We start from the raw sequence: 19,073 nt of genomic DNA, 5'->3' as shown, positions 1-19,073 counted from the left end.
TCCTGACAGCTAAGCACGGTGCGGTCGGGAGGGTGAGCCGGTCAGGATCGCAAGGAACTAATGAGAGTCCACCTCGACCTGCTGGGCCGATATTCGGGCGCTCTGAAGCGGATCAGGACTGAGCTCAGCAAATACGTTAACCCGGATTCCGGGCAGCAGGAGAGTGTTCGTCGTTGAATCAGCTTTCCGATTCTCCGAGAGATACATCCCACTCCCTCCGAGGCTCCCAGGCCGGCGGTTTGCTGGTGGGGGCTACCGCAACAGACGATCGATTCCCTGGCTTAGTGACAGTCCGGATCGAACTCCGTATCTTTCCTCAACCTGAAGAAGTGGCTGGGATCACTTGAATTCGTTGGCAGCAATCCAAGGTTACGGGAGTGCCTGTCGTGCTCAATTCCCGATAGATGGTATTTGCAGCCCAACGCGGATCCCCTCTTAGGCTGGTAACTTGATCGGGTGCTTCCCACTGAGATCATCTTTAACTTTGTCCCGCCAGCTTCAACCTCCTGGCTCACTCCCGTTCTAACGTTCGCGGGCGCAATTATTGTGGCCCTGATAGCAGCCGTCAGCCTATGGCTGTCAGATAAGCGAAAAAAGGAGCAAGAGGATAGACGGCGATGGGATGAAGAGCTCGTCAAGGTCGTTGTAGACATGCTTGTTATCACAGATGATGTCGCTTCTACGGAAAAGGAAGTGAGAAAGAAGAAGAAGGCCATCCTCGCGGGAGACCTGCCCAGTAAGTTGAATCGGCATCTTATACAGATACGCCTCCTCTCAAATGAGCAACTAGCGGATAAAGCTCAGGTTGTGGCCACGCACTTCCTTTCGGGGCGAATTGCGATGCATGAATTCCTCGCTGAGGAAGTAAAAAAAGGCAAATCTATTGATGTGATCACGGAGGTTCCGGGCCACTCCTTCGAAAGCACTATCAGTGATGACTACAGCGACTCGCGCCGATACTTTCTGAACCTGTTCCACCAACTCCTAGTGTCAGCCCAAGTTCGCAAGTTCACCGCAGAGAACTCCGTGAACTGGAAAACCCTCGTCCAAATGGTGGATGACTTCGAGAAAGATGTGAAGAGGAAGCAAGAGGAAGCAAAGAATAGTGCGCCAGGTGGGCTCGAACCATCAACTGCTGACAGAGCATGGGTGAAGTAGAGCGACCAGGGGGAGGCCCGGGATTCCGTTCCGGCCCATAACGCCAGGTGCACGTTCCTGCCCCCGAAAGGTCCGGTCTGCGGACGCGTGGGGCGGTATCGCTGCTCTTATGCTTGTGGGGACTATTAGGACTACAAACCACAGAGATGGTCCACCATTAGCTGTTGGAATAGATCTCCTTCAATCGGCCGCCTATGGCCATGGTCGTTCGCTGGATGTCGGCGTACATCGATGCGTAGTTGTAAGAGAAGTGGTCATTGAGGACGCGCTGAATCATGCGGTGATCGCAACACCTGATCATTTGTATGTCACGTAGCCAGCTTTGATCTGAGCCACTCAAACCGCTGCCCACAGCAGCGGACCACGCGCCATCCGGAATCCCGTAGAGTCACCATTGTGATAAACGCGAACGCTAACCTGCCTGATGACGTGTTCTCGCGGCTACCGGGCCCCGCTGCCGTAATGGGTCATGCGGTCGCAGTCGATGTCGATAGATGGAATCGCGCTTTGAAAGAGCGCGGACTGCCACCAGCAAAAGGAAAGTTCGCCGGTCACGGCCGCGTCGTACTGACTCGGAAAGATGTCCTCGAACTAGGGGACTTGATCCCGAACGCCGAGAATAGCCTACAGCTTCTATATCACTCCCTAGCGTGGGGGTTGGGCACCCGTGCACCACGTCTGCAAAAGCGACTGGGTGGTCTGGCTTCAGATGTAGAACGAGCACAGAATTTGCTCCTTGACGCGTGGCAACTAGTCCGGTCAGATGCATCTCCTCGTGAATCGTATAGAGCTTTGACCACCGAGCGGGGAGCCGGGCGCATTCCGTGGTTAGGGCCGGCATTTGCCACCAAGTTTCTTTACTTTGCCCAGGGTTACTCCAGGGAACCCTGTCACTTGATCCTCGACGCAGTGGTTGCCACCAATCTCCGTGATGTATGGCCACAGGCCCCTACGACAGCCTGGTGGCCCGAGACGTACGAAACGTACTGCCGATTGGTGGAGCGTTGGGTGGAACAAGCAGGGCTTCGAGTAGGACAATCACGCAGTATTCGGGCTGACGAAATCGAACTGGCCCTATTCAGGCGCCACCTCAGCAGAACCACCCCATATCGTAATGAATAGCGACAGGGGCATCAGCTTCGAGACTTTTCGTCAGGCAGTCAGGCGATTCCCGACATCGCAGGTAATCCGTTTAACTTCGTCCCATGCCGCGAAGCGCTTGAATCCGATTGAAGGTGAATCACCGGAGCAGTTGAAGCGCGGTTTTGTTCCATGGTTCTATTCAGCACTGGTTCGTGAATCAATCATTTACGGCAATGAGTACCGGTCCCGGACTATCACAGACGGCGACATGGATGAGCTTCGAAAGCTTTTCATCGACACACCAGTGGGCATCGAAAACAATGGTACTCAGGAGCACATGCTGGCCAGGTTCGTTCAAGGCATTTCTCATGAGCAGTTCCCTTACCAAGCCAACATCAAGCGGGAGCTTGGACGTTCTTACTTGTTATTTGGTGGTGATTTGAACGACGGAGGTCGTCCGTCACATCCGCGACCGCAAGATTGGGTCCCGGTCTTGGGAGGAACGATTTCTCAAGCACTAACCGCATCATTCGTTTTTGCAGTTGGTGCGCAGAGGAATGGGGGGATAGTCGACCCGTCTTGGATGGAGATGGCTTGGTGGGATGACCTCGAACCGGTACTACCTCGAGCGGTTGCAACCGCAGTACTAGATCATCTTTCTTCCACCATTGAATTGGCTAAGAAGGACGGCAAAACAGTCATAACCGATCCCCACGCCTACCCTAGATACGCATACAACCCCCTCGTTGCATCGCCAATCATGGACCTTGGTCCCGGCCCCCGTTTCGCGCCCCAACCGTACTTCATCCACACAGCTATGACAGCGGAGAATCTCTACTACAGAGGTATCAAGCGTTGGGATCGAAACGAGTTCGGCAAGGCTGTCGGTCTACGAGTCCAGGATTACGTAGGTCGTCAGCTCATGCACACCGGGCAATTGCACGTCGAATCGGAGTTTAGATGGGCTAAGAATCGGGTAGGGGGAATCGATTCGTCTGATTGGTTTGTCGTGACTCCCCGCGCCACCATTCTCATCGAGTGTAAATCGGCCCGAGCGAACCCGGCGATGCGCAGTGGGACTTTGGAAGGTCTGGCCGTCACGGCTACTAGGCTGGAGAAAGCCTTTAATCAACTCAACGAGAATGCAGTGCAGGTACGAAACAGGAACCCCAAGTTCAGTCACCTGCCAGCCGACCGTCAGCTAATTGGCCTGGTTGTCACCGCTGAACCCCTTTACGAAGCTAACAGTGCCGCAGTCCGAGGCATGCTGCCAAAACCCGAGATACCCATCTTTACAATCGCCCTGAAGGATTTAGAGGTGCTCGCGGTCCTTCCGCCGGAGATCTTGGGAGATGCGCTGTGCTCGCTGGTGGAACGCGGTACGGAGATTTACCTGCTAGGTCTCGGACTGGGGGACGTTTTCCCCGAGGGGTTCGTGGTCCCAGAAAATGGTCTGTTAGATAAGGCTTTCGCAGATGCCGTCCTTCCCCGCGGGGCACACCAGGCTTTGGCCGAACCAAACGCCGCACCTCCGGTCCCATGATCTTGCGATCGCTAGGAATGCGGATGAGCATTCAGCACTCGGACTCTGGGCGTGGGTCTTATGGCGCGCTATGCCCAGATGACAGCTCTGGCCGGAGCACCTGACTTGGAAGGCTCAAAGCGGCCTCACGTTAGAGAGAGACTCGTCGATGGAGCATGAGACTGCCCTATCAGTTGATGAAGCCGATAGTGGTGAGGATTGATGCCGCGTGTCCGGGTGGTGTGGGTGAGGATTTGTTTGGCCCATTCCACGCGCGACCAGTTTGGGGCGGCGTTGGCTTGGGCGAAGAGGATGTGTTCGGGTTGGTTCGCCCACGACGGGGATGTCGGCCATGAGCTGGTCGCGGATTTGCGGGAACTGGTAGTGGTCGATGAGCTTCAGGATGTTTTGGTCGGTGGGGTAGTCCTTGGTGGTCAGCATGCCGATCCAGCTGTAGTGGGCGTCCTGGATAGCTGCCGCCGGTGGTCGTCTCAGGATCTCTGTATGGAGCGTTCGACGGCAGTCGCGTCCTCTTGTTTGTGGGCCGCAGCCCGGAGGGTTGCCCGGTTGGTAGGTTCTATGGTGCTGCCCCCGTAAATGCGGCCTTCTCTGAGGCGGGAGGTAATCAGGGCCGCAAGGCTCTGCCTGAGTCACGCCGATAACGGTTCCTTGGCCGCAATTGGAGCGCTCATCGGGAAGTGACCGCAGATTCAGTTGGCGCCATCGGAACTGAGCCGTGATCGAGACATCTTGATGCGACCATCCATTTGGCGTTCAATCGCCGTGTCCGCTGTATGGTCAACTATGTGATCACTGAAGGCACCGTACATGCCAAAGCCGCTGATTGGCTTTTTGCTGCTCTTGAGGAATCTGACGGAGATGTGGTTCTGGCAAGCCCGTATCTCTCGTATGTCGTCGCCCGCGACTTGGCCGAGGCGGCAGAACGGTCCAATGTTGCTTGGAGGCTTTATACGCGCCTTGACCCGATGGCGGCAGCCGGCGGCTTTCTGAGCGCCGAAGGGCTGAGAAAGCTAATCGGGGCTGGTGTCAGTGTTCGCCACGTGGAAAGGCTTCATGCTAAGGCATTTCTTGTTGGGCGGCGGGGCTTCCTCGGCTCCGCGAACCTGACGAGTGCCGGACTCGGGAACGCTGAGGCCTCCAATGACGAACTGGGTGCCGAACTGATGCCCGCCCAAGTCGAATCTGTTCGGCAGGCCATGGGTGCCTGGACCAGCAGCGAGGTGACAGCACATCACTTAGCTGAATTCCACCAACAGGTCAGGCGGCTCGTTCGGCCCATAGGCACTGTCCGGGACGATCAGGCTGGTTTCGGGCCGGCCATAGTGGAGCAGCTGTTGCTCGATATCCGTGACCCGGGGCGCCGGCTGCTTTTGAAGCAGGAGTATGGTGAACCTTCACTGGAGCAGTGGCGCAGCGCATGGTTTTTCGGTAGTCCCAAAAAGAGCGAGCCGCGGATCAAGCCCGGGGACCTGGTACTCATCTGCGCCAAGCAGACTAAAGATTGTTACGTTGTCGTTGAAGTGACGTCGGTCCCCGAGTACCTGCCAACGGATTACGCCGATCAAAGGGGAGACGAGGCTGAGCGCTGGCCTTGGGTCAATAGAACGAAACCACGGTTGGTTCCCAGCCGGGTCCTGCACTTCAAACCGGGAGACATGGGTCGCAGCTCCCAAGGTTTGCAGAATGGCCACATCGGGCTGAGTATCGAACAATTCGCGGAAGCCGTGAATGCTTTGTCGCGCATACCAACGACGTAGTTATAGATCAGCGGGCGATTCGGCGTTCCATGGTCGGGGAGGGCGCTCCGTGGCTGTGGCCTTCAGCAATTCACTGCACACGATGGGTCGCAATATGCCTGGAGGTTGGTGTAGTGGACCTGCCTTGTGCTGTGGTTGTCGAGGACACAAATGTGGGCATGTGGTGCAGGGCAATCCGGATTGATCCGGGTGAATTTCTGTCAGCAGCAGCGCGAGCTTATCGACATCCTGGAACAGCGCTTCCTTCTTGAAGCTACCCTGCGTGCCAGCGTCGATCTTCAGTTCGTTGATCACGGCAAGGTCCTCCAACAGGTCGACCCCGGAGTCGTCCGAAGCCAGGCCAAGATTGTTGGCGCAGTGCGGCATCATGAGTCCTGAACACCTGGTAATCACAGCGTCGGGTTCGGCCTCAACGTTTCCGTACTTTACGGCTCTAAGGGGGGAGGGAGAATTGTTGCTGACACCCAAATCTCTTGAAGTTTTCGAGTGGGTAATCCCTTCTTGGGCGTCCGCTTCCAAGGACGACAAAGACAGGATCTGTGGTCGTCTCCTGGGCGACAGCGTAGACGCCATGATCGGTGGGGACATCGGATAAGGGAATCTCGCTGAATCGGATAGATCCTTCGAATCCCTGGTCGGCTAACCAACGGATATCCAAGTGAGTCGGTCTCTCTGCGCTCCGCGGCGGCATCCTATTGGCATCCGTGACAGCGATTGAACCAGCGGGTCATTTATTTTGGAAGTCTCGCGGGGAACCTGAGCAGTCAAGCCGCGGCCTGCGACTAAGAAGAGGCGTTGATTATGGCCGTGAAAGTCGCCACTTATCGCCGAAAGACACAGGAGAACGGCTGGGCATCTTGATGAGCGCCGCACAAGATTGATTAGCGGCAGGTGGAGAACACGGGTCATGACCAGATCCACCCCAGGCGTCGCCGAAGTCGACTCCTCGTCATTGTGGGCATAGCCTCTAGACTTTGCGGATCAAGATTGTTTGGCATGGCACAGAAGAGCCCCGCGAGGCGAAGTAATAACGCAGATTGTTGCTCAGAAAAGTCCATCATGAAGCCGTGAGCAGCCAGATTCCGGAGGTTCATCCCAGGCGTCAACAACGTCATTCGAAGTGCTCGAACCCAGTCGGGGTCAAGTTCTCGCTTTGCGAGGGCGTCAACGTAGAAATCCATTGCGGGAAAACGCCCCGGAGAGTCGCCTCGCTGAGTCCGGTAGAGCGGTTCATCGAGTGACCGGAGCAGCCCTCGCGCAGCACTTTCGACCAATGGGATCGAGAGTCTCGCCGAATGTGAATAATTCTCCGCCCAGTGAAGGGCAAGCGACTCAGAGAACAAGCGTGCAAGTGATCCATCCGCCGAGAGCGTTTCGACCATCCAGAGGGCAACGCCCTCTGCTGGCGGCGCTGAGAAGCGCATGCGGATATGCTCCAATTCGAGCGCAAGGAGGATCGACGTTGTACTCAGGTTCATTGTCTCGGTCCGGGTGATTTCTTCTTCCATGAAGTCGTCGTTGGTGCGCTCCGGAAGGCCATGGACCCCGTAGACCGTACGTGTGATGAGTGATCTTATCGATCCCGTAGCTGCCCTATGGGCACGTCGCTTGTTTGCTTCATGGTCTCCAGATGGCGAAGGACTGGCCAAGAACGTCATCAGGGCATGACTCCAATCACGTGCGCGGTTGTACCTTCGAAGATGGGCGCGAAACGCGTTTTTGGACAGTCGTACATCGTGGTGAATCGATTCCCAACCCATGGAGTCGTGGTCCACGGACTGCATGACGAGCACCGCCGCGTTCTTGAGGTCGGAAAAGCCGTAGTCGCTGGCCAGGCTTACCGCCGTCTGCGCATGGTGCATCTTGGCCATCCCATGGTCTTCGGCGCGGGCGCGGGCTAGGTAATGTTCCACATGCCAGCGACGGGCTGATGCCAACTCAGCGGGGCTATCCGCAAGTCGCGCAAGCGACTTAGCGATTTCATCAGTAAAGAACGTTGACGCGCCTCCGATATTCAAAAGGCGACTGCGAATCATCTCCCGTTCTTCCACTGATATGCTCACGCCGCGGCGGGCCGCGGAAAGTGCCGCTAAGAGAGTAAGTGCAGGGCCGCTTGTCTCAGACCTTTTGGCCAGCACCTCGCTTTTTGCATACATAGCCTGGCGAACTGCCACTTCTTCGGTCATTTTGCGTGAACGAGCAATGGTGTTAGCTCTTGCGAGTGACAGCGCAACCTGCTGCGCTGTAACTCCTTCAAGTTCTGCCACCTCTAGATAACATGTGACGGTCGATGTTGCGTGCTCGGGCTTAGGCCTCACCCGCGCGGTTAGGAGAATGTCGGCAACGTGGGTGCGTATGGTTGATGGCCCCAGAATGTCGTGGACGTCGGCCCATAGCGACCAGGCGCCTGGCGGGGTCTCTGACATAGGACGAGTAGCAGTGACAGAGAGCGCTGATTGGACGAGATTCACGTCGCCGGCAGTTCCGAAGTCTTCTTGCAGCTCATACGAGAACACGAAGTCAATTTCTGCCTGGAGATTCTCAGCCAAAAGCTTATATTCTTCGGCCAAACTAAGCTGCTCCCAAACCTTCAATACTTCATCAGCTGGGGTCGCAACCTTTCCCAGTAATCCCGAAACGACCTGAACATCGGTGGGATTGAACTCGTATGTCACGTTTCCTCTTCTCAATCAATTTGCTAGGGAAGCCTCTGCGGAGCAGGAGTCTGCCACCAACTGACTCTACTTGTTGTGGCCATCGCGTCCGCGAGTCGGTCTGAAGTCAACTCGCTTTTATGTGGGCCCCACGGGGGCAAGAGCTCGCTGGCAGCGGACCATGGACACTGCCTAAGACTTACTACAGCCGTCTGAGGCGTACCAATAGCCCTGCCGCCTACGACTTTTCAGGGATAAATGGCGGTGTTTTCAGAGCTCTTTGGGTATGGAACTGCTGGGAAAGGAACCACTACCAGGCGTTCCGATGAAGACCCATATCTGCGACGGACAGGATGACCGTTCTGAAGACAGTTTTGGGCGCAGATGTTGGAGCAGGTACCCCGATCGAGACAGTAATCGCGTGGAGCAGTACTTCTATAAGCACGAGTTGCGTTCATCGCGTCTATGTGAGTGGTGGTGTGGGTTGTTGCGATCCACGAGCTGAGGATGCGCGGCTTTTCTCCTGTGGCTGCCGGTTGAACTGTCCAGCAGATGAGTTGTTGGTCTGAGTCTCTTGCCTAAATGAAGGTGTCCCGATCGATCATGCGGTCGCCGATTTTCGGATGACGGGTTGTCTTCGAGCCGAGCCCTTTGTGGGCGACGTTTCAGGAGTTCCACCAGCGGTCCAACTGCGCGTACGCCAGCAGAAGCTCGACTACGAGGACAGCGAGACATGGGTGTGTGGGATTGGCGACGGACTGCATGCGGGCCTCCATCGCCTTGGTCGAACAGGGCGTTTGTGGTGTCGATGGAGCCGTAGAGAGTGCGGAACGCCGCTAATCGTAAGCCCGTAAAAGTTGGTTGGGGTTGTCCTGCAGCGTGTCAGTCTCTGGATATCGACTGGCACACCTCTTTAGGACCTAGAGTGCTTCGTCGATAGGCGCGAAACCACTGGCAAGACATTGCAAGGACGTCAGCTCGGCCGGTGACAAGTTCTTTTTGCTGTAGAACTCCTCGCTTACCTGTATTGCTCTGAGTAGCTCGGGATGGAGCCGGGCGGCTTGCAAAACAGAGTCTACGGGACCGTCTGCGTCCCGCCAATCTGTTGGCAACCAAGGATTTCCCTTCTTTCCCCTGGGGGCTGATTTATCCCAGCGTGGTTTACCCCCAAGGAGTGGTGGGGCCCATGCAATTAGGATAGGGCGGTGTTTTTTCGAGGAATTGCAGCCGGAACATGCTGGTGTGATGTTGTGGAGGGCATGGGGTCCTCCGCTGCTTGGGTGCAGAGGGACTATGTGATCCATGTGGAGATTTTCTGGCTCAGTGACCCGTCCACAATATGTGCATCTATATCCAAGCCCTTCGGCCAAGTCGAGCCAATCAACAACAGAGAAGGGAACACTGCCGTGATTCCCCAGCTTCTGCGCTTTTCGTAAGGACTGTCCGAGGCGAGTTCGGAGGCGGATGCTGACGATATTCCGGGCAGCGCTTGCAGTTTGGGTGCATTTCAGGCTGCAATGTTTTGCGTTACGGCGTGCGGTTGACATGTCCGCACCGCAGTGGGGGCAGAGTCGCATCCCGAGATCGCGGGCTCGGGCGAGTGCTCGGGTAAAGCGCAAATAGTGCATATTGCAGCGGCCTGCTTTGAATGCGTTGCTCGGGTCACTGTCCGGAGTTACGCAACAGTCTTCCTCCAGGCAGGTTGGCGGCTCAAAAGAACCGTAGGCATCCCAGAGTGTCCAGTGCTTGCGGCAAAGGCCCTCGTAGAGTTTGTTCTGTGGACCGCAGGCGTTGTTTACACGGCACCGCTGTTCGCCTTGCTCGACTCGCCGTTGTAACTTGCGGAAGCGCTGTTCGTGCATGGGGCACCTTCCTCCGACGAATTTGTTGGCAAATTCGGTCGGGACGACGTCGCAATCAAGTTCGATGCATGAATCCGCTTCGGAATAAAACCGGTGATACCGGCACATGCCGCTGTGAAGTCGCGTTTGCGGCCCACACTCTTCCTTTCCAACCGCGCACAACAACTCATAACTTCCGTACAGCCTCATGCGTCTGTAGTGCTTGCCGCAGACGTCATCGCTGTAAAGCTGCCCAGGTGTGCAGCTGTCGCCCCCAATTCGGCATTTTTTCTCCAGGTTGCTGTTCACTTCGACTCCCTTGCTCGTGCTCGGAGGCCATGACCGCAATCGATGGCTGGTCCCTTACCTTTGTCAGTCCTTCCGCATGACCATCCACCCGGAAATCTGGGGCCCGCCTCGCTGGCAGGTTCGTGGATGCCGATGAGTGCGGGTACGCGCCCTCGTCCACAGCGACCCTTTGCCATGCTTGCCAATCGTTCAGGGCCGGTATGCCGGCCATCGTAGTCCCGCTGTTGCGGTGTTGATGGCGACGGTAACCTAACTTTTTAGTTAAGAAAAGTTAAAGAGTATATACACATTGAACCATGACGTGTACCATGCCAACCTTCGTGACGTGATGAAACTGCTGTTGTCAATGAAGACACACAGGCGCGTGGGTGAGATGTCCTCACTTACGTTGTTGTGGCGTGCCAGAGCGTGGACGGCAAGGTTCGCCGAATGATGCCGTCACCGCCAGTGTCTGGCCAGAGCGCTGGCCTTCGTCACCGGCCTTAGTTCGCCCGCGGGGCATAAAGAATTGTGCAGGGATATGCATATCTGAGACGTTCGCTCGGTGGTCAAGGGTGGACGAAGTCTAAATCTCGTCTAGTCATGTCCCTTCATGAACAATGCAAAATGGATGCTCGAAAGGAGGGAATCTGATGAAGGCACCTTGCTCCGTTAGAGTCGGCCCCGGAGGCATAGCCCGGGCATCTGACGTGTACCCGTAATGCACTGTGATTCTCCAGCCGAGTTTGCTCGTCGAATGAGCAAAAAGGAGGTGTGGACAATGATGCTCCTATTGTTGTCAATGGTCGCTGGGCCAGGGGCCGTGTAGGTTACCGTGGCCTCCGCTCAGGCCTCAAGGGTCGCTGCCGCGATCGCTGCGCGACGGCCTGGGGCCGCCCTTGACCCCGGGGCTTCGGTGTCCACGGTCAGGTTGGAAGCGCCCGGTTCACCGGTGGATAGGGTGTCTGCGCGTGTGCGGGGGATTGGTTGTTGAGCCAGGTCTCGTAGCGGTGGTGGGCGTCGTTGTCGTGGGAAAGTCCTCGTTCCAGACGGGACAGTGTGGTGGGCCAGACGCTCAGGGCATCGGCTGCTTCTTGAAGGGTCAATCCTTTGGTTGCGCGTGCTTTCCGGAGGGTGGCGGCGTCGGGAGCGGGACGCGGGTGTTGGAGCTGGTTATAGATTTCGCGGGCGACGTAGCGTTTGAGGCAGCGCATGATTTCTTTGGTTCCTTTGCCTTCCTGGCGTCGCCTGGCCACGTAGGCCCGGGTTTGGTTGTCATAGCGCATTCGGACGAGCACTACGCGGTGGATGGCTTTGTTGGCCTGGCGGTCACCGGCGCGGCTTAGCCGGTGCCGGGTCGTTTTGCCTGAGGAGGCGGGGATCGGGGCGACTCCGACGAGGGCGGCGAACTTCGCCTCGGTGGTGACGCGTTCGGGGTTGTCTCCTACGGTGACGAGGAGCTGGCTGGCGACGTCGGTGCCGACGCCCTGAATGTGGCGCAGCATTGGTGCGTGGAGGGTGAGGACGGTGTCGAGTTCGGCGTCGATCAGTGCGAGCTCCTGGTGCAGGTGCCGGTAGCGGACGGCGAGCCGTTTCAGTACGGTCGCGGTGCTGGTCAGGGGTTCGGATGGGGCGCCGGAGGGTCGTGTCTTTTCTAACGCGGCCATCAACGCCGGGCTCGTCATGGATCGGTATCTGGCGCGGAGGGTCTCCGGTGCGGTTGTCAGGATCGTTTTCACTTGGGCCATCACCGCGACGCGGGCCCGCATTGCGGTTGCGCGCTCGGCCCGCAGCACCCGCAGGGATTCCACTGCACCGTCCCGGGATTTCGGGGTGACGCCTGCCCTGCCGGAGAGCACCGATTCGGCGGCTTGATAGGCATCGAGTGGATCGGATTTTCCCCGCAGCCGGCGTGCCTGCCGGTTCGGGCGCATCACTTCCACCACGCGGATGCCCTTTCGGGTGAGCACGCGTGAGAGTTCGGCGCCGTAGCTGCCGGTTCCTTCCACACCGGCGGCGAGAACGGAACCGAAGCCGGTGATGAAGTCGATGATCCCCTGATAGCCGGCTCCCGCTGCCGGGAATTCCTTGTCCGCCAGATGTTGGCCGGTCTCGGTGATGACTCCGACGTGGTGGGTATCGGCGTGGGTGTCGATCCCGGCGATGACTTTCAGATATTCCTTTGTCATGATGAAACTGCCCTGACCTTTGAAAGCGATGGGAATAGGGCACGCCGGCCGGGTGGGCAGACAAGACAGTAATGGGACTCTTCGGAACAAGCTCCTATGAGGTCATGCCCACTTGGCCGTCGCGTTTACTGCGGCCGTGTTGTGGTGGACAGATCATTGTCAAGACAACCCTCACGCGGGCGTCAGCCACACTTCGAGCCACACCGCAACACACCCAATTCCATCATTACTGTCCACACTTTCCACCTCGGACCGCTCCGTACAGCCGCCGGACTGCCCCGGATTCCGTATGTTTTCGCCGCTTCCCAGTGCTACCAAGCCCTGGAATCCCGTTCGAGTCCCACCTCGGGCACGGCAAACCCCCTCGTCAGAGGGGGTTTTTGCTTTAACGTGTGTACATTCTGGGTGGTCAGGTCCCTCTGACACTGGCCGCGGGGTATGCCTGGCGCCGCGGGTCGCCTGTGAAGTTGTGGGGGAGCGGGTTCAGGACCGTGGCTGGCGGGCCCTCCGCGTGCTGTGAACTGGGGTTATATGTTCCTCTCTTGGTTCGTCCGGTAGGTCGTGTTTGGCCTACACCTTGTCATGGGTAGGTGCGCTTAACACGACATGACTTCGAGATTTTGCGTCAAAGTTCCTGGGTCTGGCTCGTTCCTGGCGTGAAGAGACTTGCCGGGCGGATGTTTTGTCAGGCCAAAGGGGGTGTGGACATTGTCCACACTTAAATCTTCTTTATTGCGCCTGATCACAGCCATCCCTGCGCCTCCTCGGCCTGCAACTGTTCATAGCGGGTGAGCGGCCACAGCAACATGTCGCCAGTTCAAATGGCACGGCTTTCCATGCGTTAACGAGGTATTAGACGAGACCCTGACCATGTGTAATTCGGAGATGAGCGATCAGTCGACGCGGTGCGCCGTGTTGTCGAGGTCATAGCGTGATCGCTCTTTGTGGGCCAGAGGTGTGATGGAAGTGGTGACGCGATCGTGAGGTGAGATAATCGGTGGCGGTCAGGCTGGCTTATAGAAGGCGACGCCGACGTCTGTGTCAGCAACTTGGCTTTTGGGCAGGAGTGGCGCCGATGTTGCGCAAGCCATTGGAGGTATCGGCAGCGTCGTAGTTCACGGTCATCGCACCGGAGCTCGTTTGCGGTAATTGAACCAATAACGTGATTGTGCAGCAGCTTGTTCTCGGTACCGCCATGGGTCGGAGCCTTGGGACTGTGCGCCCGGGGCGCGCGCGAGTGGTCTAGCAATCGATGAACGGTTTCGAAATTGGCGGTAGCTTCGGTCACTTTTGGCATGGTCGAGCCGTCGCGGTGTTCCGTCGCATTCCCTTGGTCGAGCATTTCAGCACGTCGCGGAGGGATTCCAAGAGGTCCCAGTAATGGGCCGCATGGAAGAATTCGGTCATCTCGCCCGGGTGGGCTGCATCGAGCTCCTCAAGAACCAGTGCTGCATCTCTTGCTTTTATGAGGTCTTCTGCCGTCAAGATGAAGTGGTGCCCAGGCTTAGTCATGGCGATCCGTTGAGTTGTTTGAATAGTTCGCTGTTCACTCGCCTGACGGCTTCAAGTTGTTCGTCGCGTTCAGTGAGCGAGTCTTCGAGTTCTTGTATCCGTTCCAGGAGCGCAGTCATCTCCGATTCGTCGATCACGTTGCAGATGAGAACGGTGTCCATTCCTGCGTTGGCTGCCGCTTGGTCGCCGAAGACGGTTGATAGTTTGCGTTCGAGTTTGCGGATCTGTTCGCGGAGTCTCCGGTTGGTTGCCAAGCTGTTGGCTAGGTCTGCTTTGAGGGACAGCGTTGTGGTGATGGCTTCACGGGCATTTTTATGGTCGTTCCCGATAATGGAGCGTTCCGTGGCCAACCGACACAACGTCAGAGGCCCGCTTCCATATACTGTCCGGCATAAGTCGCAGGCCTGCTTTTCGTGGCGAGAATCGTTTCCGATACGCCTGCAGCTCGTGCGATGCCCGCAGCCGAGGTCGGCTGAGCAAGGGCTACGGATCGTTCAATCGTGGTCCGGACGCTCTGGTGTTTGGTCGAGCTTGAGGAGCGACGGGCGGCGCGCATGGCTGCCGTTTTGGTGTTCACTGGGCTGTGGCTCCTCCAGCTCGGCCGGCCGGTAGGGCATTGGCTTTGAGCGCGGCGGGCGCCAAATCCGGGTCGCTGTCGTGAACTGTCTTGGACAGGGGTAGCGGCACTGCGATGCTCATGAAACCACGGCTTCGTCGCAGTTGGGAGATGTAGCCATCGATTTCGTCCCGTTCTTTGTGAGTGAGGTTCGCAAGGACTTCTTCGCTTCGTTTGATGAGATGGCGGACTCGCTCGTTTTCCTCTGGTCGCGGCTTTGCAGCTTCGAGGGCTAATGATTCAACGATCCCGGCCTCGGTATTAAGCCGTTCGCGGCTGACGAGCAGCTGTGTGAGGTACTCGCGTAGATCCGGAAGGTACGAGGGGTCCGTTCGGAAGTGGGAGCAGCCAAGGCATCGCATCCGGTAAGGGCAGTTGTGTCCTCCGGCCTGGACGTTGCTGGGCTCGACGCACGGGCCAAAGGGAACGGCTGTAGCGCCTATGCTGGCGCGGTTGGATTCCTCGCGGCTTCCTGTCAGAACACCTAACTCCAGGAATCCACCATGAGGAGAAACGTTTCGCGCCCACTGGCTGGGTGACCTTCAGTTACTGCCCAACTGTGTTGAACGGATCACATTTGTTTGCATCCGGCGCTGGTGGCCTTGATCCTTGCAAGACCTAGTTTTTTAGCGCTTGTCAGAGCGTGCCCAATGGAGGACACAATTTATGACTAACGTTCTTTGGTTTTCTGAGCTTGGCTTGTCCGACCTTGACCAGGTTGGCGGCAAAAATGCATCGCTTGGGGAAATGATCCGAAATCTCGCGTCTGCCGGTGTGAAGGTTCCGGGCGGTTTCGCGACGACGGCGGACGCGTACCGGCGTTTCCTGGCTGAGTCGGGTCTTGATGCCCGGATTGAGAACATTCTTGAGGGCCTGGACAGCGGTGATGTGGCCGCTTTGGCCAAGGTCGGCCAGGAAATTCGGACCCTGATCCGTGAGGCACCGTTTCCTGCCGGTTTCGAAGAGGACATCCGGACCGCTTATGAGCGCCTGACCCAGGAGCATGCCGGGGATGTGTCGTGGGCAGTGCGCTCCAGTGCCACTGCGGAGGATCTTCCGGATGCCTCGTTTGCCGGGCAGCAGGAGACGTTCCTGAACATCCGCGGCATCGGGAACATCCTGCTCGCCATCAAGGATGTGTTCGCTTCCCTGTATAACGACCGCGCCATTGCCTACCGCGTACATCACGGCTTCACTCATTCTGAAGTGGCGCTTTCGGCTGGCATTCAGCGGATGGTGCGTTCCGACGTCGGCGCTTCCGGCGTGATGTTCACGATGGACACCGAAACCGGCTTCACTGACGCTGTCTTCATCACGTCCTCGTACGGCCTCGGGGAAGCCGTGGTCCAAGGTGCTGTTAACCCTGATGAGTTCTATGTCTACAAGCCCGCTTTGGCAGCCGGGCGGCCGGCCGTGCTTAAACGCGGCCTGGGGGACAAAGCCGTGCAGATGGTCTACACCGATTCCGATGAGGTTGGCCGGACCGTTGACTTCATCCCGGTGACGCAGGATGCACGGAGCCGTTTCAGCCTCACCGATGCCGAAGTTGAGGAACTTGCCCGGCACGCGGCAGCAATTGAGGCTCACTACGGCCGCCCGATGGACATCGAGTGGGGCAAGGACGGGGTGGACGGAGAGCTTTACATCCTCCAAGCCCGTCCGGAAACCGTCGAGTCACGCAAGGCCGCTGGTACCACGTCCCGATACACCCTTGCCGAGCGCTCCACGGTACTGGTGGAAGGCCGAGCCATCGGGGCGCGGATCGGCGCCGGGCAGGTGCGCGTGTTGTCCTCGATTGACCACATGGCCTCTTTCCAGGAAGGCGATGTCCTGGTGGCAAACATGACGGACCCGGACTGGGAGCCCATCATGAAGAAAGCCGCAGCAATCGTCACGGACCGGGGCGGGCGCACCTGCCACGCCGCCATCATCGCCCGCGAACTGGGCATTCCCGCCGTCGTCGGCACCGGCTACGCGTCCCAGATCCTCAAGGATGGCGCGGCGGTCACCGTCAGTTGCGCGGAGGGCGAGGCAGGGCTGGTCTATGACGGGTTGCTGGAATACTCGCTGCACGAAACCAGTCTGGAGACCATGCCGGAGGCTCCAGTGAAGATCATGATGAACGTTGGCACCCCGGAGCAGGCGTTCAGTTTCGCCAAGCTCCCCAACCATGGTGTTGGCTTGGCCCGGCTTGAGTTCATCATCAACCGGCAGATCGGCGTCCACCCCAACGCCCTGCTGGCCGTGGCTGGTGAGATCGAGCGCCCTGCAAACCTGGATGACTTCACCGTCCGGCAAATCCAGGAGAAAACTGCCGCCTACGACGGTCCACGCGATTACTACATCAGGCGCCTGGCCGAGGGAATCTCGACCATCGCCGCGGCATTTGCGCCTGAGCCAGTAATCATCAGGCTCTCGGACTTCAAGTCCAACGAGTACGCCAACCTGATCGGCGGTCCGGCGTTCGAACCGGAGGAAGAGAACCCCATGATTGGGTACCGGGGAGCGTCCCGGTACCTCTCTACAGCCTTCCGGCAGGCGTTCGAACTCGAATGCGAAGCACTGAAGTACGTCCGCAACGAGATGGGCCTGACCAACATCAAGCTCATGGTTCCGTTCGTGCGGACCCTGGAGGAGGCCAGCGGCGTGATCGACCTCTTGGCCGCCAACGGACTGCGAAGGGGCGAGAACGGGCTGGAGATCGTGATGATGTGCGAGTTGCCGGCCAACGCGCTCCTTGCCGATGAGTTCCTCGAGTACTTTGACGGCTTCTCCATCGGCTCCAACGACCTCACCCAGCTCACCTTGGGCCTGGACCGTGACTCCGCCTTGGTGGCCAAAGGCTTCGATGAGAGGAACCCGGCCGTCACCAAACTGCTGGAAATGGCCATTACGGCATGCCGGGCCAAGGGCCGCTATGTGGGGATCTGCGGCCAGGGACCCAGCGACCACCCGGACTTTGCCGAGTGGCTCCTGGGACAGGGCATCAGCTCTATTTCACTGAACCCTGATGCCGTCACCGAAACCTGGCTGCGGCTGGCACGCACCACGAGCACCGCGGTCTAAATGGCAGAGCATCACAGCGTGGGGGCGGGTTCACCGCCCGCCCCCACGGTGTTCTTCCTTTCGGATAGCACCGGGATCACCGCCGAAACGCTGGGCAACACGCTGTTGACCCAGTTCCCTGGTCAGCGGCTGGAGCGGCGGACCATCCCGTTCATCACCACTGTGGAGCAGGCGCGTGAAGTTGTTGCCTTGATCGACAATGTGGCGGCTACCGGTCCGGTGCCGATCATCTTTTCGACGGCGGTGGGGCCTGACATCCGCGCCGTCCTCGCCCAAAGCCGTGGGCGGCTTTTTGACCTATTCGGTGCCCACATCGGCCAGCTTGAAGAAACGCTCGGCGCCCCGGCCAACGGCAAACCCGGCCAAGCCCACGGCGTGGGTGACGCCGTCCGTTACCACTCCCGCATGGCGGCGGTTGAATACGCCATTGAACACGACGACGGGCAATCTCTCCGAGCGCTCGAACGCGCGGAATTGATCCTCATCGCCCCGTCTCGTTGCGGTAAGACTCCCACCACCATGTACTTGGCCCTGCAGCACGGCATCCTCGCCGCCAACTTCCCTTTGGTCGAAGAGGATTTTGACAACATGACGCTTCCCAAGCCGTTGCTGCCGTTCGCGGGCAAGTGCTTCGGCCTGACATCACAGCCCGTCCGCCTGAGCCAGATCCGTCAGGAGCGGCGTCCGGGCAGCAACTATGCATCGCTGAACCAATGCACGTTTGAGCTGCGCAACGCCGAGGACATGTACCGCGCCAACGACATTCCCTACGTCAACTCCGCCTCCATGTCCGTGGAAGAAATATCCGCCACCGTCCTCCAACGGATGCAGCTACACCACTGACAGGCTAATTGCAGGAAGGCTTCGCCGCTCCGCATTGGTGCTCGATGTCGTCTTGCCCGGGTACAGATCCGCCGCCTTGCGTATGGCCAGGCCCGGTAAGTAGGCCACCGTGCAGCCGCAATCCCGGGCCACGGCTATGGGCAGCGCTCCGATGGTGTTGGGCTGATCGACGATCAACAGCACTTTGCCGTGCTGTTGCAGGTTGGTGAACAGTTCGCGCAGCCGCTCCTCGTCCTGGGGCAGGGGCTTGACCAAGACTCGTTCGCCGGGCCGCGTTCAGTGCCGCGGCGTGGTGCTCGGATTTGCCAACATCAAGCCCGCAGTAGACCCCGAATCCTTCGTCCATCCGGCGCTCCTTTGCACCTCTATCTGGTCGCAGTCACGACACCCGATGCTGGCACCCACGTTACAAAGAGACCTGGCACCCGCGAAAGGAGCCGGCCGTGTCCCTATCAGCAGTCAACGCGTGCCTCCGAACCCGGCGACAACACCCCCCGGATCATCAAGTGACAGGGCAAGAAAG

11 protein-coding genes and 1 pseudogene are annotated in these 19,073 nt (G+C 58.3%); 7 read left to right on the top strand and 5 right to left on the bottom strand.

What is annotated here, in order from left to right; all coding sequences use genetic code 11:
* Window positions 1–456 precede the first annotated feature (456 nt).
* The 5 genes from AB4Y77_RS11190 to AB4Y77_RS11170 all read left to right on the top strand — a co-directional run bounded on the left by AB4Y77_RS11190 (window position 457) and on the right by AB4Y77_RS11170 (window position 5,919).
* A complete protein-coding gene (locus tag AB4Y77_RS11190; RefSeq protein WP_442013982.1) occupies window positions 457–1,158 on the top strand; it encodes a hypothetical protein in 702 nt (233 codons plus the stop codon).
* A 462-nt stretch (window positions 1,159–1,620) separates the two neighbouring features.
* Window positions 1,621–2,280 carry an 8-oxoguanine DNA glycosylase OGG fold protein gene (locus AB4Y77_RS11185; RefSeq protein WP_442014141.1) on the top strand — a complete coding sequence of 220 codons (660 nt, stop codon included), beginning with the start codon at window positions 1,621–1,623 and terminating at the stop codon, window positions 2,278–2,280.
* Window positions 2,273–3,784 carry a hypothetical protein gene (locus AB4Y77_RS11180; RefSeq protein WP_442013981.1) on the top strand — a complete coding sequence of 504 codons (1,512 nt, stop codon included), beginning with the start codon at window positions 2,273–2,275 and terminating at the stop codon, window positions 3,782–3,784. The genes AB4Y77_RS11185 and AB4Y77_RS11180 overlap by 8 nt, the downstream gene beginning before the upstream one ends.
* A 785-nt stretch (window positions 3,785–4,569) precedes the next feature.
* Window positions 4,570–5,541 (top strand): hypothetical protein, encoded by a 972-nt coding sequence (locus AB4Y77_RS11175; protein ID WP_442013980.1) that lies wholly within the window; start codon window positions 4,570–4,572, stop codon window positions 5,539–5,541.
* Window positions 5,542–5,730: 189 nt separating this feature from the next.
* The gene (locus AB4Y77_RS11170) at window positions 5,731–5,919 is read left to right on the top strand and encodes a hypothetical protein (RefSeq protein WP_442013979.1); all 189 of its coding nucleotides are present in this window, start codon (window positions 5,731–5,733) and stop codon (window positions 5,917–5,919) included.
* Window positions 5,920–6,446: 527 nt separating this feature from the next.
* On the opposite strand, the gene AB4Y77_RS11165 is transcribed toward AB4Y77_RS11170, so the two are convergent.
* The 4 genes from AB4Y77_RS11165 to AB4Y77_RS11150 all read right to left on the bottom strand — a co-directional run bounded on the left by AB4Y77_RS11165 (window position 6,447) and on the right by AB4Y77_RS11150 (window position 14,375).
* Window positions 6,447–8,216 carry a hypothetical protein gene (locus tag AB4Y77_RS11165; protein WP_442013978.1) on the bottom strand — a complete coding sequence of 590 codons (1,770 nt, stop codon included), beginning with the start codon at window positions 8,214–8,216 and terminating at the stop codon, window positions 6,447–6,449.
* 899 nt (window positions 8,217–9,115) lie between these two features.
* Window positions 9,116–9,742, bottom strand: coding sequence for an HNH endonuclease (locus AB4Y77_RS11160; protein ID WP_442014140.1), 627 nt, complete (start codon window positions 9,740–9,742; stop codon window positions 9,116–9,118).
* A 1,508-nt stretch (window positions 9,743–11,250) separates the two neighbouring features.
* The gene (locus AB4Y77_RS11155; RefSeq protein WP_442013977.1) at window positions 11,251–12,513 is read right to left on the bottom strand and encodes an IS110 family transposase; all 1,263 of its coding nucleotides are present in this window, start codon (window positions 12,511–12,513) and stop codon (window positions 11,251–11,253) included.
* Between the two features lie 1,508 nt (window positions 12,514–14,021).
* The gene (locus tag AB4Y77_RS11150; RefSeq protein WP_442013976.1) at window positions 14,022–14,375 is read right to left on the bottom strand and encodes a hypothetical protein; all 354 of its coding nucleotides are present in this window, start codon (window positions 14,373–14,375) and stop codon (window positions 14,022–14,024) included.
* A gap of 932 nt (window positions 14,376–15,307) precedes the next feature.
* On the opposite strand from AB4Y77_RS11150, the gene ppsA reads away from it, so the two are divergent.
* Window positions 15,308–17,707 carry a phosphoenolpyruvate synthase gene (ppsA, locus tag AB4Y77_RS11145; protein ID WP_442013975.1) on the top strand — a complete coding sequence of 800 codons (2,400 nt, stop codon included), beginning with the start codon at window positions 15,308–15,310 and terminating at the stop codon, window positions 17,705–17,707.
* Window positions 17,708–18,550: a pyruvate, water dikinase regulatory protein gene (locus AB4Y77_RS11140; protein WP_442013974.1), complete on the top strand. Its 843-nt coding sequence runs from the start codon at window positions 17,708–17,710 to the stop codon at window positions 18,548–18,550.
* Between the two features lie 51 nt (window positions 18,551–18,601).
* Here the strand turns inward: AB4Y77_RS11140 and AB4Y77_RS11135 are convergent.
* Window positions 18,602–18,896 (bottom strand): annotated as a pseudogene (locus AB4Y77_RS11135) (IS110 family transposase); the annotation flags it as partial.
* Window positions 18,897–19,073 lie beyond the last annotated feature (177 nt).

Source organism: Paenarthrobacter sp. YAF11_1, from assembly GCF_052113445.1.
Classification (GTDB): Bacteria; Actinomycetota; Actinomycetes; order Actinomycetales; family Micrococcaceae; genus Arthrobacter.
Note: the sequence above shows the minus strand (reverse complement) of the source record. Positions and strands in the feature narration are given on the sequence as shown.

What these genes read in the sequence shown, in the direction of transcription:
- AB4Y77_RS11185 (WP_442014141.1), top strand. Translation starts at nt 1,621, where the DNA reads ATGGGTCATGCGGTCGCAGTCGATGTCGATAGATGGAATCGCGCTTTG.
- AB4Y77_RS11180 (WP_442013981.1), top strand. Translation starts at nt 2,273, where the DNA reads ATGAATAGCGACAGGGGCATCAGCTTCGAGACTTTTCGTCAGGCAGTC.
- AB4Y77_RS11140 (WP_442013974.1), top strand. Translation starts at nt 17,708, where the DNA reads ATGGCAGAGCATCACAGCGTGGGGGCGGGTTCACCGCCCGCCCCCACG.
- ppsA (WP_442013975.1), top strand. Translation starts at nt 15,308, where the DNA reads ATGACTAACGTTCTTTGGTTTTCTGAGCTTGGCTTGTCCGACCTTGAC.
- AB4Y77_RS11160 (WP_442014140.1), bottom strand. Translation starts at nt 9,742, where the DNA reads ATGTCAACCGCACGCCGTAACGCAAAACATTGCAGCCTGAAATGCACC.
- AB4Y77_RS11155 (WP_442013977.1), bottom strand. Translation starts at nt 12,513, where the DNA reads ATGACAAAGGAATATCTGAAAGTCATCGCCGGGATCGACACCCACGCC.